26 protein-coding genes are annotated in these 26,281 nt (G+C 63.7%); 13 read left to right on the top strand and 13 right to left on the bottom strand.

Features of this window, described 5'->3' with window-relative positions; translation table 11 throughout:
• On the bottom strand, positions 1-772 hold a 772-nt coding region (locus K7W41_RS20040; protein ID WP_224612038.1), incomplete at its 3' end, for a hypothetical protein.
• A 1,115-nt stretch (positions 773-1,887) separates the two neighbouring features.
• Here K7W41_RS20040 and hsdR point away from each other — a divergent pair.
• The 4 genes from hsdR to K7W41_RS20020 are packed head-to-tail and all read left to right on the top strand — an operon-like array spanning position 1,888 to position 8,899.
• Positions 1,888-5,139, top strand: coding sequence for a type I restriction-modification system endonuclease (hsdR, locus tag K7W41_RS20035; RefSeq protein ID WP_224612035.1), 3,252 nt, complete (start codon positions 1,888-1,890; stop codon positions 5,137-5,139).
• A 59-nt stretch (positions 5,140-5,198) separates the two neighbouring features.
• Positions 5,199-5,729: a hypothetical protein gene (locus K7W41_RS20030; protein WP_224612033.1), complete on the top strand. Its 531-nt coding sequence runs from the start codon at positions 5,199-5,201 to the stop codon at positions 5,727-5,729.
• A gap of 30 nt (positions 5,730-5,759) precedes the next feature.
• Positions 5,760-7,304 carry a class I SAM-dependent DNA methyltransferase gene (locus tag K7W41_RS20025; protein WP_224612031.1) on the top strand — a complete coding sequence of 515 codons (1,545 nt, stop codon included), beginning with the start codon at positions 5,760-5,762 and terminating at the stop codon, positions 7,302-7,304.
• Positions 7,301-8,899, top strand: a complete 1,599-nt coding sequence (locus tag K7W41_RS20020) for a restriction endonuclease subunit S (protein ID WP_224612029.1) — start codon at positions 7,301-7,303, stop codon at positions 8,897-8,899. The genes K7W41_RS20025 and K7W41_RS20020 overlap by 4 nt, the downstream gene beginning before the upstream one ends.
• Positions 8,900-9,028: 129 nt before the next feature.
• Here the strand turns inward: K7W41_RS20020 and K7W41_RS20015 are convergent, their stop codons facing one another.
• Complete coding sequence (locus tag K7W41_RS20015; RefSeq protein WP_224612026.1) at positions 9,029-10,939, bottom strand: tetratricopeptide repeat protein; 1,911 nt, start codon at positions 10,937-10,939, stop codon at positions 9,029-9,031.
• A 12-nt stretch (positions 10,940-10,951) separates the two neighbouring features.
• Between K7W41_RS20015 and K7W41_RS20010 the strand changes: the two genes are divergently transcribed.
• A complete protein-coding gene (locus K7W41_RS20010) occupies positions 10,952-11,110 on the top strand; it encodes a hypothetical protein (RefSeq protein WP_224612024.1) in 159 nt (52 codons plus the stop codon).
• Between the two features lie 26 nt (positions 11,111-11,136).
• The gene (locus K7W41_RS20005) at positions 11,137-12,306 is read left to right on the top strand and encodes a beta family protein (RefSeq protein ID WP_224612022.1); all 1,170 of its coding nucleotides are present in this window, start codon (positions 11,137-11,139) and stop codon (positions 12,304-12,306) included.
• On the opposite strand, the gene K7W41_RS20000 is transcribed toward K7W41_RS20005, so the two are convergent.
• From K7W41_RS20000 to K7W41_RS19965, 8 genes are all read right to left on the bottom strand, one after another.
• A complete protein-coding gene (locus tag K7W41_RS20000; protein WP_224612020.1) occupies positions 12,248-12,841 on the bottom strand; it encodes a sce7726 family protein in 594 nt (197 codons plus the stop codon). The two genes, K7W41_RS20005 and K7W41_RS20000, sit on opposite strands and share 59 nt — an antisense overlap.
• Before the next feature lie 128 nt (positions 12,842-12,969).
• Positions 12,970-13,470: a DUF6283 family protein gene (locus tag K7W41_RS19995; protein WP_224612018.1), complete on the bottom strand. Its 501-nt coding sequence runs from the start codon at positions 13,468-13,470 to the stop codon at positions 12,970-12,972.
• A complete protein-coding gene (locus K7W41_RS19990; protein ID WP_224612016.1) occupies positions 13,467-13,679 on the bottom strand; it encodes a hypothetical protein in 213 nt (70 codons plus the stop codon). The genes K7W41_RS19995 and K7W41_RS19990 overlap by 4 nt, the downstream gene beginning before the upstream one ends.
• The gene (locus tag K7W41_RS19985) at positions 13,676-13,912 is read right to left on the bottom strand and encodes a hypothetical protein (protein ID WP_224612014.1); all 237 of its coding nucleotides are present in this window, start codon (positions 13,910-13,912) and stop codon (positions 13,676-13,678) included. Before K7W41_RS19985 ends, K7W41_RS19990 begins: the two co-directional genes overlap by 4 nt.
• On the bottom strand, positions 13,909-14,382 hold the full coding sequence (locus K7W41_RS19980; RefSeq protein ID WP_224612012.1) for a hypothetical protein: 474 nt from the start codon (positions 14,380-14,382) through the stop codon (positions 13,909-13,911). The genes K7W41_RS19985 and K7W41_RS19980 overlap by 4 nt, the downstream gene beginning before the upstream one ends.
• A gap of 134 nt (positions 14,383-14,516) precedes the next feature.
• Positions 14,517-14,795 (bottom strand): hypothetical protein, encoded by a 279-nt coding sequence (locus tag K7W41_RS19975; protein WP_224612010.1) that lies wholly within the window; start codon positions 14,793-14,795, stop codon positions 14,517-14,519.
• The gene (locus K7W41_RS19970; protein WP_224612009.1) at positions 14,792-15,070 is read right to left on the bottom strand and encodes a hypothetical protein; all 279 of its coding nucleotides are present in this window, start codon (positions 15,068-15,070) and stop codon (positions 14,792-14,794) included. Before K7W41_RS19970 ends, K7W41_RS19975 begins: the two co-directional genes overlap by 4 nt.
• Positions 15,067-15,516: a hypothetical protein gene (locus K7W41_RS19965; protein WP_224612007.1), complete on the bottom strand. Its 450-nt coding sequence runs from the start codon at positions 15,514-15,516 to the stop codon at positions 15,067-15,069. Before K7W41_RS19965 ends, K7W41_RS19970 begins: the two co-directional genes overlap by 4 nt.
• Positions 15,517-15,736: 220 nt before the next feature.
• On the opposite strand from K7W41_RS19965, the gene K7W41_RS19960 reads away from it, so the two are divergent.
• The gene (locus tag K7W41_RS19960) at positions 15,737-17,224 is read left to right on the top strand and encodes a hypothetical protein (protein ID WP_224612005.1); all 1,488 of its coding nucleotides are present in this window, start codon (positions 15,737-15,739) and stop codon (positions 17,222-17,224) included.
• 430 nt (positions 17,225-17,654) lie between these two features.
• On the opposite strand, the gene K7W41_RS19955 is transcribed toward K7W41_RS19960, so the two are convergent.
• Positions 17,655-18,227 (bottom strand): hypothetical protein, encoded by a 573-nt coding sequence (locus tag K7W41_RS19955; RefSeq protein WP_224612003.1) that lies wholly within the window; start codon positions 18,225-18,227, stop codon positions 17,655-17,657.
• Between the two features lie 233 nt (positions 18,228-18,460).
• On the opposite strand from K7W41_RS19955, the gene K7W41_RS19950 reads away from it, so the two are divergent.
• Together K7W41_RS19950 and K7W41_RS19945 are read left to right on the top strand one after the other, a co-directional pair.
• Complete coding sequence (locus tag K7W41_RS19950; RefSeq protein ID WP_224612002.1) at positions 18,461-18,703, top strand: helix-turn-helix transcriptional regulator; 243 nt, start codon at positions 18,461-18,463, stop codon at positions 18,701-18,703.
• 34 nt (positions 18,704-18,737) lie between these two features.
• The gene (locus K7W41_RS19945) at positions 18,738-19,277 is read left to right on the top strand and encodes a GIY-YIG nuclease family protein (protein WP_224612001.1); all 540 of its coding nucleotides are present in this window, start codon (positions 18,738-18,740) and stop codon (positions 19,275-19,277) included.
• A 141-nt stretch (positions 19,278-19,418) separates the two neighbouring features.
• Here the strand turns inward: K7W41_RS19945 and K7W41_RS19940 are convergent, their stop codons facing one another.
• A complete protein-coding gene (locus tag K7W41_RS19940) occupies positions 19,419-19,976 on the bottom strand; it encodes a hypothetical protein (protein WP_224612000.1) in 558 nt (185 codons plus the stop codon).
• A gap of 1,265 nt (positions 19,977-21,241) precedes the next feature.
• Here K7W41_RS19940 and K7W41_RS19935 point away from each other — a divergent pair.
• The 4 genes from K7W41_RS19935 to K7W41_RS19920 all read left to right on the top strand — a co-directional run bounded on the left by K7W41_RS19935 (position 21,242) and on the right by K7W41_RS19920 (position 25,073).
• Positions 21,242-22,003 carry a hypothetical protein gene (locus K7W41_RS19935; protein WP_224611999.1) on the top strand — a complete coding sequence of 254 codons (762 nt, stop codon included), beginning with the start codon at positions 21,242-21,244 and terminating at the stop codon, positions 22,001-22,003.
• The gene (locus K7W41_RS19930; RefSeq protein ID WP_224611998.1) at positions 22,000-23,190 is read left to right on the top strand and encodes a helix-turn-helix domain-containing protein; all 1,191 of its coding nucleotides are present in this window, start codon (positions 22,000-22,002) and stop codon (positions 23,188-23,190) included. Before K7W41_RS19935 ends, K7W41_RS19930 begins: the two co-directional genes overlap by 4 nt.
• A gap of 94 nt (positions 23,191-23,284) precedes the next feature.
• Positions 23,285-23,698: a hypothetical protein gene (locus K7W41_RS19925; RefSeq protein ID WP_224611997.1), complete on the top strand. Its 414-nt coding sequence runs from the start codon at positions 23,285-23,287 to the stop codon at positions 23,696-23,698.
• Position 23,699: 1 nt separating this feature from the next.
• Entirely contained in the window at positions 23,700-25,073 is a 1,374-nt protein-coding gene (locus K7W41_RS19920; RefSeq protein ID WP_224611996.1) for a hypothetical protein, read from the top strand.
• A gap of 205 nt (positions 25,074-25,278) precedes the next feature.
• Here K7W41_RS19920 and K7W41_RS19915 read toward each other — a convergent pair whose 3' ends face one another.
• Positions 25,279-26,247, bottom strand: coding sequence for a tyrosine-type recombinase/integrase (locus K7W41_RS19915; protein WP_224611995.1), 969 nt, complete (start codon positions 26,245-26,247; stop codon positions 25,279-25,281).
• Positions 26,248-26,281 lie beyond the last annotated feature (34 nt).

The raw sequence follows: 26,281 nt of genomic DNA, 5'->3' as shown, positions 1-26,281 counted from the left end.
AACCGGCCTGAGTGCCAGAATCTCCATAGGGTATGGGTTTGGAGAGACGATAGGCCGTAATAAAGATGTCATCGAGGACACTGGTCGAGAACGTGATGGCGTTCTCTGTCACCACCGCCACTTGATCCTCTCGCCAAATTCTGAACAGCGAGGATGGACTGTGTTCGTCATCCACTTCATCCTCTGTGCTGTACACGACAAATATCTCCTGAAATCTGAGTGGCATCAGGTATTCTCTGGCGTACGAACCCGTCGGCACACGAATGGAAAATGCGCCTTTGCCAGAGACCAACGCTTCAGACGCCTGAACGCGGTACAGCGGAATGACGTTGGGCGAATACTCCGCGTCCAGAGGCACAGGCAGATCAGTGGCACTGACCCGGCTGACTGTTATTTGCGCAGTGGTCGCGCTGAAGTCCTGCCATTTCGTGGGAGTGGTGATGGTCACCCCTTCGGGCGTCGTGATGATGTCACCCGGACGCACACTGTAGGTTCGGGCAAGAGGCGTGCCGTCATCGGCACGCAGACCCAAGTGGCGCTCATCGGTCACACAGTGCCCAGCCGCCGTCATGGTGACCGTCCAATCTGAGACCGTGGGGGGAGAGACCGGGCAGGTGAAGGTGACCAAGGCCACCTGGGGCTGCGCACAAGGCACCGGCAAGTTTCGAGCCGCATCGGTCCGCATGCCACCAAAAGCCAGCGGGCAAGCGCCCGCCAGACCCAAGAGGCTCAGGCCAGTCAGGCCGATGCGCGTGATGGATCTCAAGATCATCGAGCATTGACTGTACGTGGCACATGGGCCGCCGTGTGCCGAATCTGCCTGTCGCAAGCGGCGAGGGTTATGCGGCGCTGCGTCTTGGGGCGCGCAAACAAGGATGAGCACGCCTTCAATACGTTATTGAAGCTCGGATGACGCACTGAGGCTGTGGAACCACAGGTTGTACCACTGGGCTTGCTCTTCGACCGTACTCCCCAATTCGTCGACAGGCTCAAAGAGGTCGACGAGGTCCGCTGTTTTCGCAGGGTGGCCTAAGGAGAGCCGATAAGCAACACGTGCGCCCATTGAAAGCGTCATCGGGGACGGATAAACCCTGAGCTTGAACGCACAATCAGGAAGCGCCGAAGGGACAGGCATTGTTCTGAGCAGCGATCATGCGCCAGCCTGACAGACACGCACGAATACCGTCTAGGAAGCAAAAATCTGTGTTTAAGTCGTGCTAGAGGAGGGGTGCGGTCTGTGCCGGCGCAGGTCAAAAGGGAGAGCGGCGAGGCAGGCGGCGGCCATGATTTGATGGCCACGTGCACCTGAACATCATGGGCGCTGCTGCCGGTGACCTCGCAGCGAAATCGGAGCAGCATCGGTTTGGGTTCGCCGATCGGGGTGAGTGAGCTGACGACGCTCGTCCTGGTCCACTGACCATTGCCCCAGACTGGAATGCTTGCCTCCTTCAAGGTCATCTTGCCTGGGGTGGGCATGACCCACCGGGCATCGGCCGTGCACCACTCGCGCACAAGTGCGGGGTCCACCGCACTGAGGCCTGGAGGCGGAGGCGCACGCAAGAGCCAGGTTAGAGCAGCCGCGCCGGCCAGCACGGTCAGTCCGGTCACCACCAGGCGCGCCAGCACCCGGCGTCGAGCCTGCGCGGCCTAAGGGTGGGCATAAAGCAGGCCGTGCTTCGCGGTTTGCGTCTGCTGCGCACGAGTCTGGGCGCGTGCCTTGGCCTTCGGTGTCTGGGGCTCCGCTGTCCTCACGTCTCTACCGTCACCGTCCTTTCAGGAATACTCCGATCTGCCAGCTGCTGAGCTCCACCCCCAACGGAGGTTTTTGCTCGAACAGGCGGGGCGCCCGCGCTACGCTGACGGCATCTCCCGCCCCGAGGTTCCCTTATGTCTGCGCGGCCCTCCGCATCCACCAACTTCGCGTACCTTCAACCCCTGGAACCCCAACTGGCGCGGCTCGGCGAGCTGGCCGAAAAGTACTGGCTGGACGACGCCAACACCGCCCTGATCAAAGCCCGCCAGTTCGCTGAACTCCTGGCCCAGACGGTGGCCGCCCGAACCGGCTTACTGCTGGTGCCTGGGGAAGGGCAATTGGACCTGCTCAACCGCCTGGCCCGTGAAGAGGTGATTCCGCCCGAAGCAGAGCACCTCTTTCACGAGATCCGCAAAACTGGGAACCGCGCCAACCACCGTTTTGAAGGCACGCCGGCCGAAGCACTCGACCAGGTGCGGTACGCCTGGGTGCTGGGCGTGTGGTACGTCCGCACGTTTCACGAGCCAGAATTCAAGACCCAGGAGTTCCAGACGCCGGTTGCGCCTCCCTCCGTGGCGGAGCTCACCCGCCGGTTGCAGGAGGCTGAAGAAGAAGTGCGCCGCGCCACGGGTGAGGTGCAAACGCTCCTGGCGCAGCAGCAGGCCCAGGGCATGGCGCAGCTTGAGGCGGTCATTCAAGCAGCGGGCAAGGCCGCGTCAAAGATCGAACTGACGGAAGCGCAGACCCGGCAGCGAATCGACACGCAGCTCCGGACCGCTGGATGGGACGTGGATACGGTCCATCTCACCTACAAGAAAGGGACCCGCCCGCAGAAGGGCCGGAACCTGGCCATCTCGGAGTGGCCCACGGCCGATGGTGGCTGGGCCGATTACGCCCTTTTCATCGGCTTGCGCCTGGTCGGCGTGGTGGAGGCCAAGCGGGCCGCGAAGAACGTCATGAGCAGCCTGGAACAGGCCAAACGCTACAGCCGTCACTTCAACCTGGCCAGCGTCAAAGACCTCGATTACCCGGAAGGCCCCTGGGGCGAGTACCGGGTGCCTTTCCTGTACGCCACCAATGGCCGGCCCTACCTTCGGCAACTGCAGCACGAGAGCGGCATCTGGTTCTGGGACGCCCGGCGGTCCACCAATCCCTCCAAGCCGCTGAGCGGCTGGCACAGTCCGGCTGGCCTGCTGGCCCTCCTGAATCAGGATGCCCAGGCGGCCGATGAGGCGCTCAAGACCACGGCCATGACCTACGACGTCGGGCTGCGGCCCTACCAGAAGCAGGCTATTGAGCGGGCAGAAGCTGGAATCGCCGCGGGCCAGCGCGAGCTGCTGCTGGCCATGGCGACCGGGACCGGGAAGACCAAGACCGCCATCACCATGATCTACCGCCTGCTCAAAGCCCGGCGGTTTCGCCGCGTACTCTTTCTCGTGGACCGCAGTTCACTGGGAGCCCAGGCGACCGCGGCGTTTGAAACCACCCGCCTGGAAGGCACCCGCACCTTCGCGGAAACGTTCGGACTGAAAACCCTTGATGACGGCACTCCGGATGCCGACACGGCGGTGCACGTGGCCACCGTGCAGAGCTTCGTGCGCCGCCTGTTCGGGGAGCCCGACACCGTTCCCGCCGTGGACACGTACGACCTCATCGTCGTGGATGAAGCGCACCGGGGGTACACGCTGGACAAAGACCTCGCCACGGGTGAGCTGACGTGGCGCAGTGAGGATGACTACGTCAGCAAATACCGCCGGGTCTTGGAGCACTTCGATGCGGTTAAGATCGCACTGACCGCCACCCCGGCCCTGCACACCACCCAGATCTTCGGCCTGCCCGTCTTCGTGTATTCGTACCGGGAGGCGGTGCTCGATGGCTATCTGATTGACCACGAGCCCCCCTACCTGCTGGAAACCCGGCTGAGCCAGACAGGTGTCACGTGGGAGAAGGGTGAGGCCGTGCTGAGCTACCTGCCCGGCGAGGATGAGGCCAAGCGGTACACCCTCCCGGATGACGTGAAGATTGAGGTGGAGGGCTTTAACCGGCAGGTGATCGTGGAAGGCTTCAACAAGGCCGTCTGCCAGGAGTTGGCCAAGCACATTGATCCCACCAGCCCGGAGAAGACCCTGATCTTCTGCGTGAATGACCGGCATGCCGATGATGTCGTGCGCCTGATGAAAGCGGCTTTGCGGGACCAGTACGGCGAACTGGACGAGGACGCGGTCGTGAAGATCACGGGGGCCAGTGACCGGCCCCTGGAGCTCATTCGCCGGTACCGGAATGAAAAGCTGCCCACGGTCGCGGTGACCGTGGACCTCCTGACGACCGGGGTGGACGTGCCGGCCATCACGAACCTCGTGTTCCTGCGCCGGGTGGGCAGCCGCATCCTCTTTGAGCAGATGCTCGGCCGCGCCACCCGGCGGGACGACGCGATCGGGAAGACGGCGTTCCGCATCTATGACGCGGTGGGGGCATACGAGGCGATGGCGGGCGTGACCACCATGCCGCCAGTGGTGACCCAACCCAAGCGGACCTTCAGCTCGCTGGTGGAGGAACTGCAGGCTGCACCCGATGACGCGGCCCGCGCGCAGCTGCAGACGGAACTGGCCGGGAAGATCCAGCGCCTGCGGGCCCGGTTCACCCCCGCGGCCCGGGCTCAGTTCCAGGCCGCCACCGGCCTGGCCCCCGAAGCCTTCGTCACTGCCCTGCGGGGGCAAGCGCCCGCCACCGTCGTGATTTGGCTGGCACCGGCCGTGGACGTCCTGAAGCTGCTGGATGAAGGGCGCACCCGGGGGGGGCAGCCCCTGCTGATCAGCACGCACGAGGACCAGGTGATCTCCGTGGTGCAGGCCTACCCAGGGGGCCAGCGGCCGGATGAATACCTCACTGCCTTCCAGACGTTCCTGCGGGAACACCAGGACCGTCTGCCCGCCTTGGTGACCGTCCTGACCCGACCTGCGGACCTGACCCGCGCGGACCTGAAAGCGCTGGCGCTCGCCCTGGACCGGGAGGGGTACAGCGAGAAGGTGCTGCAGAACGCCTACGCGCAGACGAAGCACGTGGATGCGGCAGCAAGCATCATCGGGTTTATTCGCGTGGCGATGGAGAAAGAAGCTCTGCAGCCCTTTGACGCCCGGGTGGAGGCGGCCCTGGCCCGGGTGATGGGCCTGCGGGACTGGACGCCGCTGCAGAAGCAGTGGTTGCGGCGCATCGCGGATCAGCTCAAGGCGAACCGAGCCCTGGACCGCGCCCTGTTCGATGAGCCCACCAGCCCCTTCAAGACGCAGGCGGGTGGGTTCAAACGCCTGGACGAGAAGGTCTTTAGTGGCCAGCTGGACTTCGTGCTGACGGAACTCACGCAGGCGGTGTGGGCCGCCTCCGCATGAGCAGGGGAGAGGGGACTGGTGGAAGACCTAGCCAGCCCAGTGGGGAGCCACCCCTGAGCGTGCTGAAGGACGACCACGAGTACGAGGTGCTGGAGCTGGTCCTGCGGACAGAGTTTCCCTCCAGGGGGCCCCGGCAGTTGTTGAGGGCCGAGACGGGTGGCACCGCCCGCTTTCACTACGCCGACTACGCCAAGTTTGCGGGCCTGCCGTTCGCACAGGGACCCGCCAAGCGGACGTACTCGGCCGAGAAAGGCGACTGGATCCTCAAGAACTGCCGTCACCCCTGCCGCCTTGACCCAGCCCATCCCCAGCTGGCGGCGTACGAGCTGCTCTCACCCGAAGACATGGAAGAGCTCTTTGGGGGCGGACGGGACCTCTCGGCCGCCTGGCAAGCCTTCCATCACCGGTATCCAGGGCGTGGCGGTTTGCTCGGGGTGTCCCGGGTGGGCCTGGACCTGGCGCAGGGCCGGGCCATGGTGCAGGTCGCCATTTCGCTCGACCACCGGGCGGCGTTCGGGAAGGACGTTCACCTCGTGCGGGACGGGGAGACCTGGACGGTGACGCGCGCCGTGATGGCGTGGGTCTCGTGACACAGCATTTCCGCGCCGGCGCCGCGTAGCATGACCCGCGAAGCCACCTCCTGGCCCCCGCGCCTCCCGCCCGCCTGGAGCGGCACCCCCAAGGACCCCATGACCAAGACCATCGATATTGTCCAGAAACTCTGGAACCTCTGTAACGACTTGCGCGACGACGGCGTGACCTACCACCAGTACGTCACGGAACTCACCTACCTGCTGTTCCTGAAGATGGCGAAGGAAACCGCCACGGAAGACCAGCTGCCCGAAGGGTACCGGTGGGATGACCTGCTGAAGCTGAGTGCCCCGGACCTGTTCGAGCATTACCGCCGCACGCTGCTGGAGCTTGGCACGAAGGGCGCGCCGCTCGTGCGGCAGATCTACGCGGACGCGAACAGCTTCATCCGCAAGCCGGTGACCATCAAGAAGCTGGTGGCGGACATTGACGCGCTGGACTGGTACAGCGCCCGCGAGGAAGGCCTGGGTGACCTGTACGAAGGCCTGCTGGCGAAGAACGCGAACGAGAAGAAGAGCGGCGCCGGGCAGTACTTCACGCCCCGGCCCTTGATTGATTCCATCGTCGCGGTGATGAAGCCGACGAGTGACGACCGCATTCAGGACCCGGCGGCTGGTACGGGCGGCTTCCTGATCGCGGCGCACCACTACATCCGCGAGCATGAGGACGAGTTCACCTGGGATGACGCGCGGCGTGAGCGCTACTACCAGGATGCCTACCACGGCATGGAGCTGGTGCCGGACACGCAGCGCCTCGCCCTGATGAACCTGATGCTGCACGGCCTGGCGAACGACCCGGAGAAAAGCGGCATTCACCTGGGCGACACACTGAGTGACGACTATAAAAAGCTGGGCAAGGCGACCTTGATCCTGAGCAACCCGCCTTTCGGCACGAAGAAGGGCGGTGGCGTGCCCACCCGGGATGACCTGACCTTTGAGACGAGCAACAAGCAGTTCTCGTTCCTGCAGCACATCTACAACGCCCTGGAGACGAATGGGCGCGCGGCGGTGATCCTGCCGGACAACGTGCTGTTTGAGAGTGGGATTGGTAAGGCGATCCGGGCGAACCTGATGGATAAGTGTCGCCTGCACACGCTCCTGCGCCTGCCGACCGGGATCTTCTACGCGCAGGGCGTGAAGACGAACGTGCTGTTCCTGACGCGCGGGGCAGGGGAGAAGGGGAACACGCAGGAAGTATGGGTGTACGACATGCGGGCGAACATGCCGCAGTTCGGGAAGCGCACGCCGTTTACGCGGGAATATTTCCGCGAGTTTGAGGCGGCCTTTGGGGAGGACCCCCGGGGTGGCGCCGAGGCCCTGGCCGCCCGCGTGGATACCGGTATGGAAGGCCGTTTCCGCCGCTTCACCCGGGAACAGATTGCCGAGCGCGGAGACAGCCTCGATATCTCCTGGCTGAAGGACGACAGCGCGGACACTGGGGAGCTGCCAGAACCTGCCCAGCTGGCGGAAGAGGCGCTGACGGAACTGAAAGGCGCGATGGAAGAACTGCGGGCCATTCTGCTGGAGCTGGGCGAGAGCGACGAGACGCTGGAAGAGGCCGGGGTGCTGGTGTGAATAGCGAAGGCTCGCTGCCGGATGGATGGGCCGAAACTACGGTAGGGCAGGTCATCGAGCTCAATCCGAAAAATGAGGAGGCAGACGACACACGTTCAGGGTTCATTTCCATGAGTAATTTGGGTACTCGATTCCACGACGTCCCTCAATTTGAGGAACGTCCTTGGGGCGACGTGAAGAAGGGCTACACGCATTTCAAAAGCGGTGATGTTCTTCTGGCGAAAATAACCCCCTGCTTCGAGAATGGAAAATCAGGAATTCCTGCTGATCTACCCAATGGGATTGGTGCTGGAAGCACGGAATTCTTTGTGTGCAGACCGCATGCCATGACTATTCATCCACAGTTGCTCCTCGCGTTCTTTCAGACGGAAAGATTTTTGCGTGACGGCGAAGTCAATATGTCTGGCTCTGTCGGTCATAAGCGCGTTCCAAAAGACTTTCTGATTGAGCAACGACTCCCTCTCCCCCCCCTCCCCGAGCAAATCCGCATTGCCGACAAGCTCGACACCCTCCTCGCTCGTGTGGAGGCAGGCCGTGAGCGGCTGGAGCGCGTGCCGAAGCTGGTCAAGCAGTTTAGGCAAGCGGTGCTGAGTGCAGCGGTGAGTGGGGAGTTGACGCGGGAATGGCGAGGGGGTGCGGATCACAAATGGGTTACAGGGCCGATCGGCTCATTTGGCGCTGCCATTCTAGGTCGGCAGCGTTCCCCGAAATATCATGAGGGCGCAAATATGCGACCTTATCTAAGGGTCCAGAACGTCTTCGAAGACTTTATTGACATCAATGATGTAATGGAGATGGTTTTCGACGATAAGGACTTTAGGACATACAAGCTCGAGCACGGCGACATTCTCTTGAACGAAGGGCAAAGCCCTCATCTTCTAGGTCGGCCTGCCATGTTCCGCAACGAAGTTAAGGACGCCTGCTTTACGAACACTCTCATCCGTTTCCGTTCAGGACCCAACATTACTCCGCAATTCGCTCTTTACACGTTCAGGCATTACATGCACAGTGGTGTCTTCCGTGGGGAGGGAGCGATCACAACTAATATCGCCCATCTTGGCCTTGGAAGATTCACCTCGCTTCAGATGTCAGTTCCTCCCCTCGATGAACAGGCCGAAATCGTCCACCGTGTCGAAGCCCTCTTCGCCATCGCTGACCGTCTCGAAGCCCGGTATCAAGCGGCTCTCACTTCCTTCGACCGCCTGACGCCAGCGCTGCTGGCCAAGGCGTTCCGGGGTGAGCTGGTGCCACAGGACCCGAGTGACGAGCCTGCCTCGGTTTTGCTGGAGCGCATCCAGACGCAACGAGCACAAGAGGGCACAGGCGTAAAGAAGGGACGGAAACCGAAAGCGACTGCCCCTACCGAGGGCGATTCGCCGAAGCGTCGTGGGCGTCCACCCAAAGCAGAAGCAGAGGGCGTGGACGCCAGTGAGCCCAAGCGCCGGGGCCGTCCCCCGAAAGCGCGTGCGGACGGCGCCAGTGTGCCTCAGGCGAGCAGCATGGAGGACGCCATTCGTCTCCTGCAGGAGCGCGGGCAGCAGCGGGCAGAAGGCACCCGACAGGTGAGCCTGTTTAGTGAGGAAGTCACGTCCTAACTGGAGCATGATTCTGGCAGGAGAGAGCCAAGCCCGAGGACTTGAACACCCACTCTGCTGACCCCACATAACGGCGTGGGCTTTGAGTTAAATTCAAAGCCCACGCCGTTGTGTTGTGGCTTGACGGCCTCACATCCAATGGTTTCTCTCGTTCTCGAAGGCTCGGACCAGCGTGGAGTCCCCTGTGTGGCGAGCCGCCGCAACCCTGAGGTCATGGATGTCCAGAAGATCCGGCGCCGTCTCCAGCAGCCGGGTGTATATCCTGATCGCCCGGTCAAATTGACTGGTCAATGTAGCCTCGTGGCCCAGCTGCTTGACCAGCACGGTCACGCTGGACAAGGCCGCCGTTCGGTGTCCCAGGGCCCAGTCACTGTTCTCAAACGCAGCGAGAAACTCCCCTTTGTACAAACTCAGGGTGCGGGCCAAATTCCTGGTCGTGACCGCATCCTTCAGCTCCAGAAGGTCCAGTTTTACGGTGTAGTGGTGGACGAGAAAGTACTGCTGGGCGTGGTAGGAACCCTGCGAGGTAATGGCAGGCGCCCCCAACACGGTGCGCAGTTCGCGCAGGTGCGCTTTGACCAGGCTGGCTGCCGCTTCAGGAAACTTTTCTGGATAGAGCGCAAGCTGCAGGTCCCGCCGCGTTTGCATCGGTTTCAAAATCAGGCAGGTCAGCAGGCCGACCGCTCCCACACTCAAGGGCAGCACCTCATCATCCACGGTGACCTTGGGCATCCCCAAGGTGTGGACGCACAGCTGGGGCTGTTGACCCGCCAAGGCCGTGAGGGGCAGGCCCCGGAGACTGGACATCCGGTGGCGCAAGCTGTCCAGAGCGGCGCCCACGCTCGGCTCCAGGCGCGCGGCTTCCACCATCTCAGCTACATCCTCGAGATCCGTGGCAAAGGACGGCAGGAGCTGCAAGCGATAGACGTCTTCAACCGCAGCCAGCAGTGTAGGGAGGTACGTGTCTGCCCCTACTCCATACAGGGCATGCGCGTGATGCAGCTTGGCCCGCGCTGCCTGCACCGCTTGCCCTGCCTGGACGAATGTGTCGACGGCGGAGTGCAGGTCCGTGACGGCCAGCGCGTGCTGCTTTTCCCGGTTTCTCAAGATGCCGCGCGCCAGCATAAGGGCGGGCGGTAGCGCCTGCCCTGGGGGCGGCGCGCCCGCGTAAAGCGCGGCGTACGCCTCTGCAAATCGGCCCTGCCGGGCACACCATTCGGCGAGGCGGGGGGCCAGCCACACGCTCAGCTCCGCGTCTCTTAGGGCGTCCTCCATGGTGGCCATCTCGGCCAGCAGCGCGCCGTACCGTCGCCACTCACCCCGCCGGGCGTGCAGCAGGGCCACGCTGCTCATCAGGTGCGCTTTCGCCCGCATGGACGGCGTGGTCTCCATCAAGGCGTTCGCTTCCTGCAGGGCTTCGTCCACCAGTGGGGTCTCGCCCCCTGCCACCAGCAGGTCCAACCACCCTTGCAGCGCGGTCATGCGCGGGAGCGGATTCGGCTGGGCGGGGAGGTCCGGTAGGACGGATTGATAGAGCGCCAGCGCCCGCGCGATCTGGCCTGCATTGGCCAGCATCCGCGCCAGGGACACGGCGACTTTGGCACCCCCAACCGTGTCCCCCTGTTGCAAGTACCCGTGCAGCGCCGCTTCTACGCGGGCGAGACCTGGACGCGCGGCACCGCTTTGGAATTCGGCCACCCCCCACCACCGTTGCAGCCGCAGCGCCAACTCCCCCTCGGCCAGCGGCGCCACGGTTTCAAAGTGTCGGCAGGCCTCCTCCAGGCGGCCAGTGGCGCGCAGCAGGTTGCCGTACTCGACCTTCGCTTCCACGTGCCCGGCCAGGTGCGCCCGGAGCAGGGCCGGCTCCGCCCGGCCAAACTGCCCCAGCCGAAGGGCGCTGATCCCGAGGAGGCGCTGTTCATCTGGTGTGAGGTCGCGGTAGCCGGCCAGGTCGGATATGACCTGCCCGTACTGGCCCTGCTGAAAATGGGCTTCAAGTCGGCCCAGACGGCGTTCCCGATCCATGTCCAATGCGTTCATAGCGTCGGCAGCATGAAATTAACGCCCGTCTCGCCCCACATGCTGCTGCTTTCGCTGGCCCTCCTGACGCTGCCCGCCACCGCTGCGGCCGAGCCCACGCCCCCGTCCGAGTCGCCCGCCCCTATCGTTCAGCCGGACAGTCTGGGCAGCAACGATTACGGCTTGGAATAAGCCCTCACTTGTCATCAGGAGTTCCCATGTACATGCCCGTATTAAAAGTGAAAGGCGGCGAGCTGTCTGCCTTAAAAGCTTCGCAGGTAGAGCTCTTGTCCCCCCTGCTGGAACTGGTGCCGCCTAAACCCGCAGATGACCCCGCCAAAGTGATCCAAACGCGCGCCAAAGAGATCGCGCGGGCGTGGCGGCATGAGATTCGCGTGGATGTTCTGCAGTTCGTGGCCGCAGTCGGTGAAGTGCTGCCCAGTGGCGTGCATGTGCTGGACGCTTTGGACACCGCGCTGATGTCGCATGGTGTGCCGTTGATCCCCGTGACGGGGCTCGGCCGCACCGCCACCTTCCAGACGGCCGCTGCGGGGGTCGCCGCCAGACGTGGACGCGGCGCCGCCCTCCGTTTACAGGCGTCGGATCTGCAACGGCCAGGTTTGGCTCAAGGGTATGCGTTGCAGGCGGCCACCGATCTGGGCCTGCCCGCAACAGGCATCGACCTCATTCTCGATCTGCAAGGCGTGGCGCCAGCAACCATGGCCAGCCTGGCCACGGCTGCCGACCATACCTTGACCGCCCTGTATGCCACGCCCACGGGCGCCGCAGCGCCTGCTTGGCGGGCATGTTATGTCGTGGCTGGAGGGTACCCCGTGAATCCAAGTGGGGTGGCACCCGGGTCTGTCACGCCCCTTCCCCGCGCTGACTGGCAACTGTGGTCCACCCATACCTTCCCCGTGGCCACGGTGTACGGCGATTATGGGGTGGATTCCCCGGCCTTCCCCGGCACGGGTGGCCGTGCGTTCTCCAACATCAAGTACACCACCGATCAGGATTGGCTGTTCATTCGCGGCATCAACGTGACCATGCCAGGCGGCCGATCTCAATTTCTGGCCAACTGCAAAATCCTGACTGCCCGTCCGGAGTTCAAAGGGGCCGCTTTCTCCAAAGGCGATACGTTTATTGCGAACACCTGCACGGCTGGCGCCACACAGGGCAATCCGCAGCAGTGGCGGGCGGCGATGTACTCGCACCACATTGCTTTCGTATTGGATCAGCTCCGGGGGCACGGGGCTGCGGCTCCCGTGCGGCATGGACCGCCAGCGCCGCCCTTGCCTGCACCTGGCGTGAAAAAGGCCAAAGGCGCGTCTAAAACGCCCAAGGGTCCGAAAGCACCCGCTGCGCGCGCGAGCAAATCGAAGTCCTGACCACCGCCTGCAGTTCTTTCAATGAGAGCTCATCCAACAAGGCCTGCCACAACACAGGCCTTGTTGCGTGTTTGAACTCGGCGGCCAGGCCTCGGGCGGCCAGCGCGTCATACGCTTCATCGCGCCACAGCAGGGCCACCAGCGCTTCGGGATCGACCGCTGGGTTCCGCTTGGCCCGGCGGACGGGCGTCAGGCGCACCGCAGTTTTCGCTTTGGGGGGCGCAGGGTCGGCGCGCACAATACCCCACCAGTCGGGCAGCATGGGCAGGGCAGGCTCAATGTGTTTCGGACTGGCCACCAACGTGAGGTAATCGAAGACGGTGGCGTACATGGCACTTTGCGCGGGCAGGCGCTCCAGGGTGTCTTTGGCGCTTTTGATCTCATACCCACGCATCACACCGTTCACCACCGCGAGGTCAATGCGGTTGGTGCCGTGGCGCACGCCAAACTCGTTCACGATCTCGGTGTCGGGCCTCGTCCCGTACCGTTGCTCCACGTGCCGCTGCAGCACGGGCCGAATGTCAGCATCCTTCATGGGCGGATCACAGTGACTGAAATTAACACGGTTGAACTCCATGAACTGGCACGCATCACAGTGCGGGGCAAGACCCAGGCAGGGGCACGACTGACAGGCTGAGAATCACGGCGACGACCTGAGAGCCATCATCGGCTCCCCCTATTGGTGATCAGCGCCGGCTCTCGCAGCGTGGCGTCCACGAGCTCGGACACAGCGATCAGGTGATCCAAGGGGCGCCAGGCCTCCAGCGGCACTGGGGGCTGCCAGTTCAGACCCTCGTGGTGGGCCAGCAGCGCCCCTGGACTGTCCAGCACTGGCACGTCGCGGCGCAGCTGGTCCGGGGACCAGAGTCCGTAAGCCATGCCCAGCCGCATCGGGAGGATGTGCCGGTGCGTGGCCTCGCCGTACCGCATGGCCCCGGCGCAGTAGCGCGCGCGGCGGTCACCTGGGCGAATGCCACGCGCCGACGTGGTTTTGTGGCACATGAAGGGCACGCCTTCCGCCTGCTCGTCAATGATGTGCTGCACCCGGGCGCGGCCCAGGAAGCCGGGCCGGTCCTTGCGGAACGGGCACTCCGGGCAGGGCTGCGACAGGCCGAACACCGCTTGCACGTCGCCGTTGCTGCGCAGGGGCTGGAAGCGGCTCATGGCGTTCCCGCCAGCGAATATTCGTACGCGCCGCGCTGCTGGTCCGGTCGGGCATTGACCCGGCGCTGCACCTTCTGGCGCGCGATGAGGCGCGTCAACACCTGTCCGCACTGCCCCGGGGTCAGGGTGAGCTGCTCGGCCAGCTCGCGCCGGGTCAGTGGCCGCTCGGCGGCGCGCAGCGCGCCGAGGATCACCTCGCTGCGCTTCACGCCTGCCCCGTGCCCCGGCACTGCCGGCAGGACAGCTCCGGCACCCCGGCCCGCAGGCACGTGCAGGGCCGGCGCAACACGAAGCGCCCGCCGCTGCGGCGCAGCACGCCCTGGCCGGTGAGCACCCCGCCCTGGCTCAGATCCGCCGACACCTCGGCCACCGGGCGGCCACTGACCCGGGCCGCGTCCCGCATCAGGCCCTGGGCCTGGGCGTGGTTGAGCGCGCGGGTCACGCCACTCCCAGGGGCGGGCGATGGGCCACGGCGCGGGCCGGCACCCGCTGGCGCCGGCCCTTGACCTCCTCCGCCCGGCACACGCCCAGCACAATCAGGAGCATGCCCATGGCCAGCAGTGCCCAGATCTGCGCCGTGACGTCTGCCAGCGTGGGCACCGCGTCAATCGCCCCGGCAGCGCCCAGCACCAGAAACATGCCCAGGCCGGCGCTCAGCGTGCCCGGGGCCTTGGGCAGCGCGGTGTCCTGGCAGCGCCGGCACAGGCCGGGGACCTTGACCAGTTCGGTCTGGCAGCCGTCGCAGGGAAAGCCGGCGGGCAGGTCGCGGGTACGGCGGTCGGCTTCGATCAGCCCCAGCTGGCGGTAGGCCTGCCGCTCGGCGAGGCTGCCGCGCTGCGTGTCGTACAGCGCCGCCCAGGTCTGAAAAGCGGCTTGCCGGCGGGTGAGGGGCATCGGGATGGTCGGGGTCATGGGGGGGCCTCCTTCGCGGGCTTGAACCGCGCCGCAGCGCGGGCAGTGGGTGGACTGGGCGGACACTGGGGCGTGACAGCGCACCCGGTCCACGCACCAGGTGCTGGGCTGAAACAGGGCAGGGGAGGGGCGGGTCACGCCTTGCCGCCGTGCCGGTAGGCGGCCACCCCGAGGTGCGCGGTGAAGGCCCGGGTGCTGGGGGCCGGGGCAGCCACGGTGCACAGGTCGGTGTGCAACTCGGCGGCCACGCGGCGGCTCATGTTGGTGATCACGCGGCCTTCGCCCGTGGCGCGGTTCCAGGTGGCGTTGATCTCCAGGCGTTCGTGGTCCGGGTCCAGGAGGTCGAGGGGCGCGGTGCTGATCACGGCCAGTTCGCCGCGCAGCAGCAGGGTCAGAAAGCGCAGGGCACTCACGCTGCACCGCCGCGCCAGAACGCGTAGTCCTGGGCCTGGACGTGGTCAGAGCTCTCCTGGCAGCGCTGGCACAGGCCGGTTTCTGCCCGGCCGGGCTGGCCACACACCCCACAGGGTTCGGTCCGCAGCTGCAACTCGTATTCGGCGCGCCATGCGGCGGCAATGCGGTCAGCACGCCGGGCACGGGCGGCGCGCTCGGGGGTGCAGGGGTCGGCGCTCAGTTCGCTGATCATGGCCAGGAAGCGCAGGCGGGTCAGGCGGTCGAGACGGGTCATGCCGCCACCGCCCGCGTGGTTCCGATGCTGGGGCCATAGGCGGTCACCGCCGCCTGCAGGTTCCCTTCGAACCGGGCGCGCACCCGCTTGTAGGTGCTGGCCACGTCGCTGGCCTTGCGCGTCAGGCGCCCCACGTGCAGCACGCCTGCCGCGTCGGCCGTGATCTCAATGCCCAGGTTGCGCAGGCCGACAACCACGTTGTGGGCCGCGACGTGGGCCACGCGGTCACCACCCTGGACCCGGGCGTTGCGCCCTTCGACCCAGACCAGAGCGTCCGCGAAACTGGCAAACTTCAGGGCGCACTTGGGGCCCACCGCGCCGATCAGGGGCACGTCGTAGCCTGCGCCGGTGGGCAGGGCGATGCCGCAGCAGGCGCACTGGGTGGCCTGAATTTTGGGGAAGCGGCTGTCGGGTTTTGGCTTGCGCGCAGACGGTTTGTGCTGCATGCTGTCTCCAGTTCCCCCCACCCCCTGGATTTGCTTGCGAGGCATCTGGAGTGGGGGGAGCGCCTTTTGGCTTGCTCTTAGAGTAACGTCGCGTTACATTAAGTGTCAAATGGAAACTTCACGTTACATAGAGGGTCTGCTCCACCCCGGACCCCCCCTAACGCCGCAACCTTTTAATGTGCGGGAGACTTTTCATTCGTGCGAGACTGGCAGCCAAGCCATGACCCTGCGGAAAGTCGTCCTGCAACCGTCCTTTGATCCCCGCCGCTGGGACACCGACCTCAACGCCCTTGACTGGCGAGAGGTGGTGGCCACTCTCAATCCTCTAGATGCCCGCACACCTGCCCTGCGTGTCCTGGCCATCAACACCAGCCGCGACGCCGCCCTGATTGAAGAGGCGCTCGCCACCCTGACGCCCAGTGGGCTGTCCCGGGGCGCCCAATTGATGGCCCTGTCGCAGTTGGGCCGGCATGCCGAAGTGCTGGCGCTGGCGCACGACACCATGCCTGCCGGGTCCACCGAAGAGGCGCTGTTCGACGCCGCCAATGCCTCCTTCGCGGTGGCGATGGCGGCCGCCGTTTCCAATGACCTACCGCTGGCGCAGACGCAGCTGCACGCGGCGCGGCTGCTGACCGCCGCCCTGCAGATGCCGGCGCGCCTGCAGTTGGTGGCGCTGGAGCACGAACGGGTCAAGGCGGCGTTGGGTCAGGGGGACGTGAACGCCATTCAGCAGGTCATGAACATGCTGCCCATGCCGGATCGACGCCGGGATTTTGCCAACGGCATCAAGGCGGACGTGTACTTCTGCCTGGGGGACTACGACGCGGCGCGGCGCATGGCGCCCAGGGACTCCCGTGGCCTGATCGCGTCCGCGCTGCTGGACCTCCCCTTTGCGGAAGAGACCCTGGCTGCAGTCTCGCCCACCAGCCTGTACCTTCAGCTGGCCGAGGCGATCCGTGACCCACAGCGGCCAGTGCCCCTGCCAACCCAGGAGCCTTACGCCACCTACGCCCGGCTGTTGCGCGTCTGCCGCCTGCTGCAGCAGCCCGGCGGCGCTGCGCAGGCGGTTCCCCTGCTGGCCGCCATTACGCCGATTGGCGCCGATCAGCAGGTCATGCTCGGGGCGCTCCTGATCGCCGCGCGGGTGGGGGGCGCCAGCCCCGTGCAGCCCACGCATCAGGCGCTGGCACTCATTCGCGGGGGCTTTGCCCGGATGAGTCACGTCCGGCCGCTCGCCGTGTGGCTGCGGCGCGAGATGCCAGGTCTGTTCATGCTCATTGCTCACCTGCCTGGCGCGCCGGCCGAGATCAGTGACCTCATCATGAGCGTGCCCCTGCACGTCGGGAACGCTGTGCGTTGGCAGGGCCGGGTGCTTGGTTTGCCCGGTAATACCGGCAGTCAGCAGGAGGCCCGCGCGCTCGCAGGCAAGCGGCCTCAGACGGTGCACTCCCAGACCCGGGGCCGCTACAACCAAGCCCTTGAGGCCATGAATCTGGGCGACCAAAAGATGGTGTCGCTCGCCGCCCTGACGCGTGCCGTGACCCAGCTCGCGGCCGGTGAGCATGATTCGGATGGCGCGTGGAAGGCCCTGCTCGATTCGCTGGTGGCGATGGCCAGAGGGGATGAGCTCAAGGCCGCGCTGGTTGCCGAAGTGACGTCGGGTCACACATTTACACCCCCCCCTGGCCGTGTAAATCTGAGCCTATGAAAAAATCCCTGTTGGTCCTCGCTGTCGCCCTCTTGACCTGCGCGCCCTCGGGCGCGACTGGCACGACAACTTCGTCGCCCAGTGAGCCTGCCGCAACGGTGATGCCCGCCCCGACCCCTCTCCCACCGACCCCCCGGACACCCCGGAGCGGTCCCATGAATGACCCAGGCCCCTGCGCTGGCTGCTGAGCACCCACTTCCCTTTGTCTTCAAGTTGTCTAGACTGATTTGTGATAATGCTGTGGCGCTGACGTGGCGGTGACGCGACGGTACAAAGCGCAAACTACGTGTGCCAAGGGGCAAGGTGCGCCCTAACGTAGCGATATGAGTGCGCTGCGCCTTGCTTCACCAATACCTTTTAAAGCGCTCTCCGACTTCAAATGCCGCGTACCAGACGCGGTCATTCGGAAGGAACGGGGATTTCTGTACGCCTATCTGCCGGATGACCCGTCGCTCTGGGCCGCCCGCGACGTGCTGTGTTCACTGAAATACGACACGCCTGCAAATCCGCCCCGGACCCTGGCGCCGCTGGGGACCGCTTCAGCCGGGTAGACATAGGGCTGTTCGCCGAGGGTGGCCACCTGCAGGCCGCCCTCGGCCGTCGCGTCGATCACCACGACCAGGTCATGCCCGGCGGGTGCAAACACCACGCCCAGCAGGGGAAGGTGTCTGAGTTCAAGATGCGAGAGCGCGCCGGCCGGCGCGCTGGCGCCGGGTTCTTCCATGCTGCGCCAGGTGGCGCGGCGCTCTAGCGGGATGCCGAACATTTCCCAGGCCTTCTCGGAACTCATGCCGAACGCCCGCAGCAGCCCCGTGACCGTGGTGGGACCAGCGTCGAGCAGGTTGACCTCACGCGGGCCTTTCGGCGTGCTTTCCACACCGCGCACCATTCGGTTGAGATGGGCGCGGGTGACGCCGCTGTTGCGCTCCACCTCGCCCATGCCGCCGTTTTCCTGAATCAGCCACGCCAGCATCTGCCGGCGCTGCTCATCGGTCTCGACCACTGGAGGCCGCGTAACGGTGGCGCCACGCGGCGCCCGTTTACGCCCCGGCGACGTGGATTCACTGACTTCTGGCTGGGGACGCTTGGCTCTGGGCATGAATTCTCCGGGTGAGGCCGCTCACCGCATATTCACACGGTAGTGACGTGACGTAACAATAGCAACCAAAACGGCGCGTGATGTGACGATGTTGTGGCCCCGCTTGCCTCTTTTGTATCGTCACGTTACATTGAGGTATGACTAGAAACGTGGCGATACGAAGGCGGTTGAACCCGACGAAGCTGATCGAGGCTCGTTTGGCGGCCGGTATCACCACCCAAGCCGAGATGGCCAAGCGCATCGGCATGACGCGGATGCGTTACGGCTATTGGGAGCGGGCCCAGCCGCCTGTAAAATTCGATTTCCACTTGATGAGCGCTCTCCTGCAAGAGTTGAACGTCAGCTTTGATGACATCTCGGACGTTCTTGAGGCAGGCTGATGCCACAGCCTTACGTCTCAAAGCAGGTATCTATATGAGTCGTATTCCCGACTCGGGCGTTTACGCGGTGGAGAACACGATCACCGGGCAGATTTACGTCGGCAGTTCGGTCAACCTTGATCAGCGGTTGGCCACGCACCGTAGCAGCATCAACACAGGTCACTGGGATAACAAGTTGCTACAGCGGGATGCCAAAGCATATGGCCCAGAGGCGTTTCGCTTCGTGATCTTGCAGCGCACCAGCGATGTGGCGGAATTGGAATACCTGGAACGGATGTGGGCGCAGCGCCTGAATGCCTTAGGCGCTGATGGCTACAACCCAGGAAAGGTGTCCAAGTATGCCCGCATCTTCGAGCCGACGGCAGAGCAGATCGCCATCTTCGAAGAGCGGTTTCTGCTCGTGACAGCCGAGTACACCGATGACCGTGAAGCGGCGCGCGCACTGGAAGTGCACGGTGTCAAGCGCCCCACCGGTGGGGCGCGATGGAGCACCCAAAAGGTCCGCTCCATCCGTGCGCAGCTTGCTCAGCGACATCAGGAGGGCATGTCATCCTCGTCTGAGGCGCCAGCATGACGGTCTTCAACCTCCGGTTGCGGGCCTGCGTGACCACGATGACGTTGCCCAGCAGGAGCGCCAGGGCCGCCGGTCCATATAGGGACATGCCGCATCAAAGCACGTCCGGCGGCGGCGTGCTGGCGCAGGTGCGCTGATGGTTTACAAGCCTTCCACCAGCAGTCTGGCCACCACGCCCCCAGTCTTCACACAGGGGACTTTCCGCGCGGCGGCTGGCCCGTCCTGGGCCTTGATGAACTGGTCCAGGACCGCCACGATGTCAGGCTCACGGCCCGTGTGGTCGGCCACCACCTGCCGCAGGTTGACCACGAGGTCTGCCGTGCTGGGCGTGGTGTCAGGGCAGAGCCGGTCCAGCTGGGCAACTTTGTGCGCAATCTCCGGGTCGGCGGGACGGCGGCCTGCGATGACCGCCAATTGGCGCGCCTCCTCAGCCACCCCGGGCGCGGCCTGGGGGGCATTGACCTGCGCCGCGCGGCTAGCCGCCGTGCCCGCCTGGGGCAGCGTGAAGCTGGCCGCTTCCTCTGGGCTGAGGCTGCTCTCCCAGAGGATCACGGCCACGAAGAACAGCGCGGGTGCCCCCAGGAGCGCCGCAAGGGCTGGCCACAGCAGGCGCCGCTTCTTGCGGGCCAGGAAGAGGGCAGCGAGCCCCGCAACAAAGATGATCAGCGGCACGAGAACGATCAGCAGGGTGATGTCCACGCCCCATCAAAGCACGCACGGTGCGGGCCGCGCGGCGCAGGTGCCGCCATGACCCGCCTGGGCTTGCCAGCGCCGCCCCCTGTTGCCCTGTCGCCACCCATCACCTGCCAGCAAGGCCGAGCCTGCACGCCGAAGCCACACCACTAGCGCTCTTTCTCACGGCCATACCCCGGACGGCCGCACACGACCAGGGTCCACTGCTCCAACCCGAGCGTGACGCATGACAACCAGGACCTGAGCACCCGCCCCCAGCCCACACGGCTGGGCGTGCGCGTGCCTCTGTGCAGCCAAGCCCCACCGAGTGCGCCGATACCGCTTCATCCTCGACGGCGCAGATACGGATACGGCCTGTGACGACGTTCCGCTTGGTTCACGCGGCAAGGTGGCTGAGAGGCCAAACCCCCCGCACAGTTGATCCCTGACGTGCCTTCGTAGCCCCACAGCCAAACGGCAGCTGCACCCCCACTTCGCGAACTCCCTGGCCCGTCAAGGCTCGGCCCGGCATGCGTGAAGCGGCCTGCACCCCGAGGACGGTGCAGCGCGCCCCTGATCCCCCTGGCGCGAGACAGACGGGGGAGGCGGCCACACCGGCGCCGCCCGAAGATGACCGGTGGTGAGGTCCCTACGCCACCAAGAGCAGGAAGGCGTCCGAACACCACATTCCAGCCCCTGCCCCGTGCAGGGGCATGTCATGGAGGGTCTCCGGCCGGGGAGCCCCGAGGCCAGTTCAATCCTGGCGCCCTCCACCCCCACCAGAACCGCGTGGGCATCATCTCCAGGCCATCACTGGCTGAAGCGGCGTGTGCCGATGAACACACCGCGCCCGGGCGCAGCCTTGGGGGGCACGCCCAGACCGCTCTACCATGGCCCGTGCTTGACACGTCGTCAGGCTCGGCCATCGCCTGACACGAATTCAATGCCGGAAGTTTCCACGCAGCCCTGACCCCTGCTGCACCTCCCTGAACCCATGGGCACTTCAGCGTTCACAACACCTCGGCCCCGGCATCAAGCAGATTCGACTCCTGCGGCCGAGAGTTCACGTTGACGCAAGCAGGACATACTCCATAACCATTCGTTAGTCGAATTCAACGAACTGGCTTACGATACGGTCCTGCCATAATGGCTATATTTGTCGTCCTGGCGCTGATTTTTGGTAAGACCATCATTGTCTGTCGCCGGGTCATTGGAATTCAAAGGAGACATATGGGCAGAAAATCTACGCTCACTAGACAAAATTGTAAAAAAGACCCATAGTGTGTTCTGAGATGAGCAGAAAACGGGGACAAAAGCAGCCAGCCTTTACCGAAGAACAGCGGGTCGTCCTCCAGTTGATGGAGCAGGAGGTCAGCGAAGACACAGCGGCCCGAATCAACGCCGCTATTCGAAAGGCATACGCCCATGCCCATGAGGAGGCGTCTGCCGATCCCGACACCACCTTGGCCAAGCAGACCTTCAGTTCCCTGCTGCCCAACCTGATCAACCGTTACCTCAGGGCAGCGTTGTTTCCCAAGACATCAGGCGTTCGCATCCGCGTGGCCCTCAACCCCACCAAAACCAACGCGTTCATCTACATGAACTTCGGCCGGCTCAAGGTGGCCCCCTTCAAAACCCGGACCCCAACCACCAAACCCAGTCCCAAAGCCTATCTCCGCCTTCTCCAACAGCGCGAACGGATTGAACTCACGGATCCGCCTGAAGAAGTGCGCCCCATGAGTGAAGACGTGATCGGCGCCCTCCAATTCGGCCACACTTTTGAATTTGGCGTGCCAGCCGAACCGGAGTTCATCCGCCTTTCTGCCTACGAACAGGACGGACGGCGATTTGGTGCCTATATCGACATGATGGAGCGAGCTGCTGGCAGAATGGCGCGCGTGCTTGAAGAGATGGTTATCACGCCCCTTATCGCTCCAGTTTCACCAGCGCTCCCAGCCGCTTCTGAACCGAAACTCGTGACCACCCGCCGGCGCCGCGGCGAACCCGCAGCACAGGACGTGCCCAGCACCACCGAGGAACAGAAGACCTCATGACCGCTGCCCCCAGACCCAAGAACCTGTTGTTTCAGGGTTTGCAGGTCTTTCAAGGGGAACGACTCAAACAAGCTAGGGAAGCACAGGGACTGACAATGACCACGCTCGCCGACCGCATTGGTAAATCAAAGCAAGCGATTTCCCGGTACGAGTCAGGGGCTGATCGCCCATCAAGCGAAGTGGTGATCACACTGTCCGACACACTGGACCAACCTGTTGGCTTCTTCTATCAGCCGCTGCGTGAAGGTGAAGACCGCACCGTCACTTTTTTCCGCCGACTTAAGCGGGTGACTGCACCCGAACTACGTCGCGCCTCAGCGTGGCAACGGTGGCTGGAAGACCTCAGCCTGTTTCTTGAAGAGTACGTTTCGTTCCCTGAGTTAGATCTGCCAACAGATTTCCTTTCCCTCCTAGCGACAGACAACGTCGATTTGACCATCATCGATGACGCAGCCCTTCGCCTTCGCAAGCACTGGCGGCTTGGCCTCGGCCCGATCGAGCACCTCACCCGGACTGTGGAGTCCCACGGCATCCTGGTCTCTCGATTTGATGTTGGCGCTGATGACATTGATGGTTACTCGTTCTACAGCTCGAGTGGCAGAGGAATCATCGCCCTCAACGACTACAAGACCAACTACTTCCGTTCCCGATTTGACCTCTCGCATGAGCTGGGGCATTTGCTGCTCCACCGACAGGTCATGCCAGCAGAACTCAACGATGACCGGATTTACGAGCGCCTTGAGAAGCAGGCCCACCGGTTCGCTAGTGCTCTGCTGCTCCCTGCAGGTCCTCTCCTGCAAGAGGCAGAGTCAATCGACCTGGATTCTCTCTTGCTGCTTAAGAAGAGATGGGGCGTCTCTATTGGCGCTATTGCCCACCGACTCCTTGACTTGGAAGTGATCGAGCAAGAGGACTTTGTTCGAATCCGCAAAAACCTAGTGAGGCGGAAATGGAACAAGCGAGAGCCCCTTGACTTCTCAACTGATCCAGAGGCGACTGTCGCATTCCCACAAGCAGTACAAGTGCTTCTCAGCGAAGCTGACTTCACCAAAAACGACATCTGCGCCGACCTAATACGGTCACCCGAATCAATCAGAAGAGTGGGTAACCTACCGCTCGATTTTTTTAAGGAGCCGGACGAGTTGGTCGAAGTACACAGCAAGAATCTTCAACTCACCACTGGGTGAGCATTCACGGAAGCTGGCCCTGATGCATCAGGGCCAGCTTCCGTGTTGTAAGCGCCAATGACAACCGTCATCGTCTCTTTGATCAGGAGTCGCCATGTTCCGTCCCCTGAAACTGAAAGATACACTCAAACGCGAAGACCTCGTCCGAGTCCATTACCACTCCGCCGACCCTACTCGTACGTATGAACAGGGCTTGGCTTTACTCTTGTCGGCCAGCCGGCAGGTACAAGTCTTCGTGGTGCGCCTCTATAGGGGCGTGCCCGTACGTGCCATGCGTGCAATTGAGCCTGCCGAACTGCGCCGCCCGACGCTATTACCCGGTCAGACGGCCTATGCACTGGCATTTCAGCAGGGCGAGCAGAATTTCCTTTTGGTGGTCTCGCCTGGCGAATTACGCCTCCCTGAGCATGGCACCTTGCGGAGCCTGTTCGAGTCTGCCGGCATGCTTCACTCCTACAGACAACCTTCAGCTCCTATCGCGTTTACCAAAAACCGATCCATAGACTGACATGACCATGCTGCATGACCCTGATGATCTGATCCTGCAGATCCGCGCGCCGGAGATTCGGAAGTACGTCAGTGAGAGCGTACGGGCTCTCCGGGCCGGCGCACTGCGCGCCGCCGTCCTAAGTTTGTGGGTGGCAGTCAATTCCGACGTTATCGGAAAAATTCGTGAATTGGCAGCCAGTGGGGATCCGCAGGCCACCGCTGAGATCACGCAACTTGAGGGGTGGATTCAGAACAAGGAACTTCGCAATCTTCAAATCTTTGAGCACGAGATTTTGACCCTCGCCCGTGACAAATACGAGTTCCTGAGCGCGATTGAGGCGGATGAATTAGAGCGGTTGCGGCAAGATCGTCACCGGTGTGCGCACCCAGCGTTAACGCCAGACGGCACTTTGTATGACCCGACGCCTGAGCAGATCCGGGCACACTTGGTTATTGCCACGCGTGCGCTCTTCGCACACCCTCCAGTCCAAGGGCGTAGCGCTCTCAGACGATTCAAAGCGGAGGTTGAGAGTCAGACTTTTCCGCTCCAACTCAGTCAGGTGACGGCTTACCTGGGGCCAAAATATATAGATCGTGGCAAGGATGTCCTCGTCACACAGATCGTCAAGCTATACCTTCAGCAGGCTCTCGCAGAGACGCCTGCTGTACCGCGCTTGCGAGCGCTCCATGTGTTGCTCGCAGTCAAAGACCGCCGTTTCGCCTTGTATCAGCAGGCCATGAGTGACCATTGGGTAAAACGTGTGTCTGACGGAGACGAGAAAACGCTCCCCTTTGTAATAGACCTGCTACAACTTGACTCAGATCTGTGGCTCCAGCTGCCTGACCACGAACAGCGTCGACTGATCACATTCTTAGAGCAGGCCGCGGCTACGCAGGGGGAGACGCTGTTGAGCGCGTTGAAGCTGCCACCACTTCGCCACGCTGCATACACCCGGCTGGCCGAGATGCCGGCAGATGAACTCGTTCCTATCCTCATGGCTGAGAACCAACCACAACGCGACCTGGCGTTGCTGGCTGTGGAACGTCTTGAGACAGTGAACACCTATAAAGCTGCAGGACAATTCCTGGAATTGATTCTCGGAATGCTGAATATCCTCTCTGAAGCTGAGGTTCGTTGTGTGCTCGTAGCAGCGCGGGAGAACAGACAGATCTACGAGGCAGATTTTGTTGTTCCATTCCGGTTGCGTCAGTTGCTGCAGAGTACGAAAGAAACCTATGCAGGACTGGCACCCGACTGGAATCAACTGGTTCAGGATCGTCCTTATAGTTGGTTCACCGGGCTTAAGCGCGAGTTGAAGGAGTTAGGGTGGTTGGCAGAAGACCCGGTCGAGGATGAGCCAACGCCTACCCGTTCTACGGTAGAGCCGGCCTAACACGACATGCCCTTTGGCTGCCTCCTTGGAGCCTTTTGGGACATGCGATCTGCTGATACGTGCACAAGTTTGAAGCGCGGCTGGATGCCGCACCCTTGGCTACAGTCCCCTTACATCTCTCGTCAATGATCACTGACGAGAGATGTAAGGGGCTCCATCACCGCTATCAGTTAAGGTGCGGAACAGCAGTTTCGTCACAGCTGGCCTACCAGTCAGCGTTGACCTTCTTCTTCCCGGCGCGGGCGTAATTCACGTAGATCTCGCTGCTCGTCACGTCCCGGTGGCGCAGCGTGTCCCGCACGGCCAGCAGGTCCTGCGTCACGGTGAATACCTTTGTGCCCGCCGAGTGCCGCAGCCCGTGCACCTCACGGCCCTCGTACTGCACGTTCGCCTCCCGACACAACCGCTTGACCGCCTTCTCCAACCCCTGCCGCGTGCGGATGCTGAGCACGTACGGCGCCACCCCGGGTGTGGCGGCCAACCACGTGCGCAGCGCCGCGGCCGCCGAGCGGGACAGCGCCACATCCTGGCGCTTGCTGCGCTTCCCGGTCACCGTGATGTACGGCTCCCGCACGTCCAGGTGCACGTCCTTGCGCAGCAGGGTCAGCATCTCACTGTTGCGCAGGCCGCAGTGCGCGCCCAGCAGGATGATCACCGCGTCCTGCATCCCGCCTATCGCGAGCAGCGCCGCGACATCCTCGTCCGCGTAGGGCTTGCGCTTCTCCCAGCGCGGTACGGGGTCCGCGGCAGTCTTCACGTCCGTGAACGGCGCGGCCTGCGTGGCTTCCGCCCAGCGCAGAGCGCTGAACAGGGATCGCGCCGCCGCGAGGCGCACCCGCACACTGCTGGGCGATAGGCCCTGCGCTTCGAGAAAGCGGGCGTAACGAAAACCATCGTTCGCCCGGGGCCGCAGCAAACTCACGCTGTTCGGCTGCGCCCAGTCCAGGAAGGTCTGCACGCCGATCTGATAGGACTCCAGCGTGTGTTTGCTCACCCGGGCGCCCCGCCCACCCCGGGTGACCAGGAAGGCTTCCACGAGCGCCCACAGCGCGTCGCGGTTCAAATCCCGGGCGGCTTCGACCGCTTCGCGGCGCAGCGCGTCCGGTTCCAGGCGCGCGAGTCGATCGGCACGGGCCTGCAGGTCCAGGTTGTGGGCCATCAGCGCCAGTGTCATGCCCGAGAGCATACCGCCGGACGCGTGCTGCACT

Origin of the sequence: Deinococcus multiflagellatus (genome assembly GCF_020166415.1) — a bacterium.
Taxonomy (GTDB): domain Bacteria; phylum Deinococcota; class Deinococci; order Deinococcales; family Deinococcaceae; genus Deinococcus; species Deinococcus multiflagellatus.
Note: the sequence above shows the minus strand (reverse complement) of the source record. Positions and strands in the feature narration are given on the sequence as shown.

Excerpts from the sequence above, each read along its gene's own strand:
- K7W41_RS20000 (WP_224612020.1), bottom strand. The coding sequence starts at position 12,841 with ATGAAGGATGCTGACATTCGGCCCGTGCTGCAGCGGCACGTGGAGCAA.
- K7W41_RS19920 (WP_224611996.1), top strand. The coding sequence starts at position 23,700 with ATGACCATGCTGCATGACCCTGATGATCTGATCCTGCAGATCCGCGCG.
- K7W41_RS20015 (WP_224612026.1), bottom strand. The coding sequence starts at position 10,939 with ATGAACGCATTGGACATGGATCGGGAACGCCGTCTGGGCCGACTTGAA.
- K7W41_RS19945 (WP_224612001.1), top strand. The coding sequence starts at position 18,738 with ATGAGTCGTATTCCCGACTCGGGCGTTTACGCGGTGGAGAACACGATC.
- hsdR (WP_224612035.1), top strand. The coding sequence starts at position 1,888 with ATGTCTGCGCGGCCCTCCGCATCCACCAACTTCGCGTACCTTCAACCC.
- K7W41_RS19915 (WP_224611995.1), bottom strand. The coding sequence starts at position 26,247 with ATGACACTGGCGCTGATGGCCCACAACCTGGACCTGCAGGCCCGTGCC.
- K7W41_RS20025 (WP_224612031.1), top strand. The coding sequence starts at position 5,760 with ATGACCCGCGAAGCCACCTCCTGGCCCCCGCGCCTCCCGCCCGCCTGG.
- K7W41_RS19950 (WP_224612002.1), top strand. The coding sequence starts at position 18,461 with ATGACTAGAAACGTGGCGATACGAAGGCGGTTGAACCCGACGAAGCTG.
- K7W41_RS19965 (WP_224612007.1), bottom strand. The coding sequence starts at position 15,516 with ATGCAGCACAAACCGTCTGCGCGCAAGCCAAAACCCGACAGCCGCTTC.
- K7W41_RS19970 (WP_224612009.1), bottom strand. The coding sequence starts at position 15,070 with ATGACCCGTCTCGACCGCCTGACCCGCCTGCGCTTCCTGGCCATGATC.
- K7W41_RS19960 (WP_224612005.1), top strand. The coding sequence starts at position 15,737 with ATGACCCTGCGGAAAGTCGTCCTGCAACCGTCCTTTGATCCCCGCCGC.
- K7W41_RS19980 (WP_224612012.1), bottom strand. The coding sequence starts at position 14,382 with ATGACCCCGACCATCCCGATGCCCCTCACCCGCCGGCAAGCCGCTTTT.
- K7W41_RS19995 (WP_224612018.1), bottom strand. The coding sequence starts at position 13,470 with ATGAGCCGCTTCCAGCCCCTGCGCAGCAACGGCGACGTGCAAGCGGTG.
- K7W41_RS19935 (WP_224611999.1), top strand. The coding sequence starts at position 21,242 with ATGAGCAGAAAACGGGGACAAAAGCAGCCAGCCTTTACCGAAGAACAG.
- K7W41_RS20010 (WP_224612024.1), top strand. The coding sequence starts at position 10,952 with ATGAAATTAACGCCCGTCTCGCCCCACATGCTGCTGCTTTCGCTGGCC.
- K7W41_RS19925 (WP_224611997.1), top strand. The coding sequence starts at position 23,285 with ATGTTCCGTCCCCTGAAACTGAAAGATACACTCAAACGCGAAGACCTC.
- K7W41_RS20005 (WP_224612022.1), top strand. The coding sequence starts at position 11,137 with ATGTACATGCCCGTATTAAAAGTGAAAGGCGGCGAGCTGTCTGCCTTA.
- K7W41_RS19930 (WP_224611998.1), top strand. The coding sequence starts at position 22,000 with ATGACCGCTGCCCCCAGACCCAAGAACCTGTTGTTTCAGGGTTTGCAG.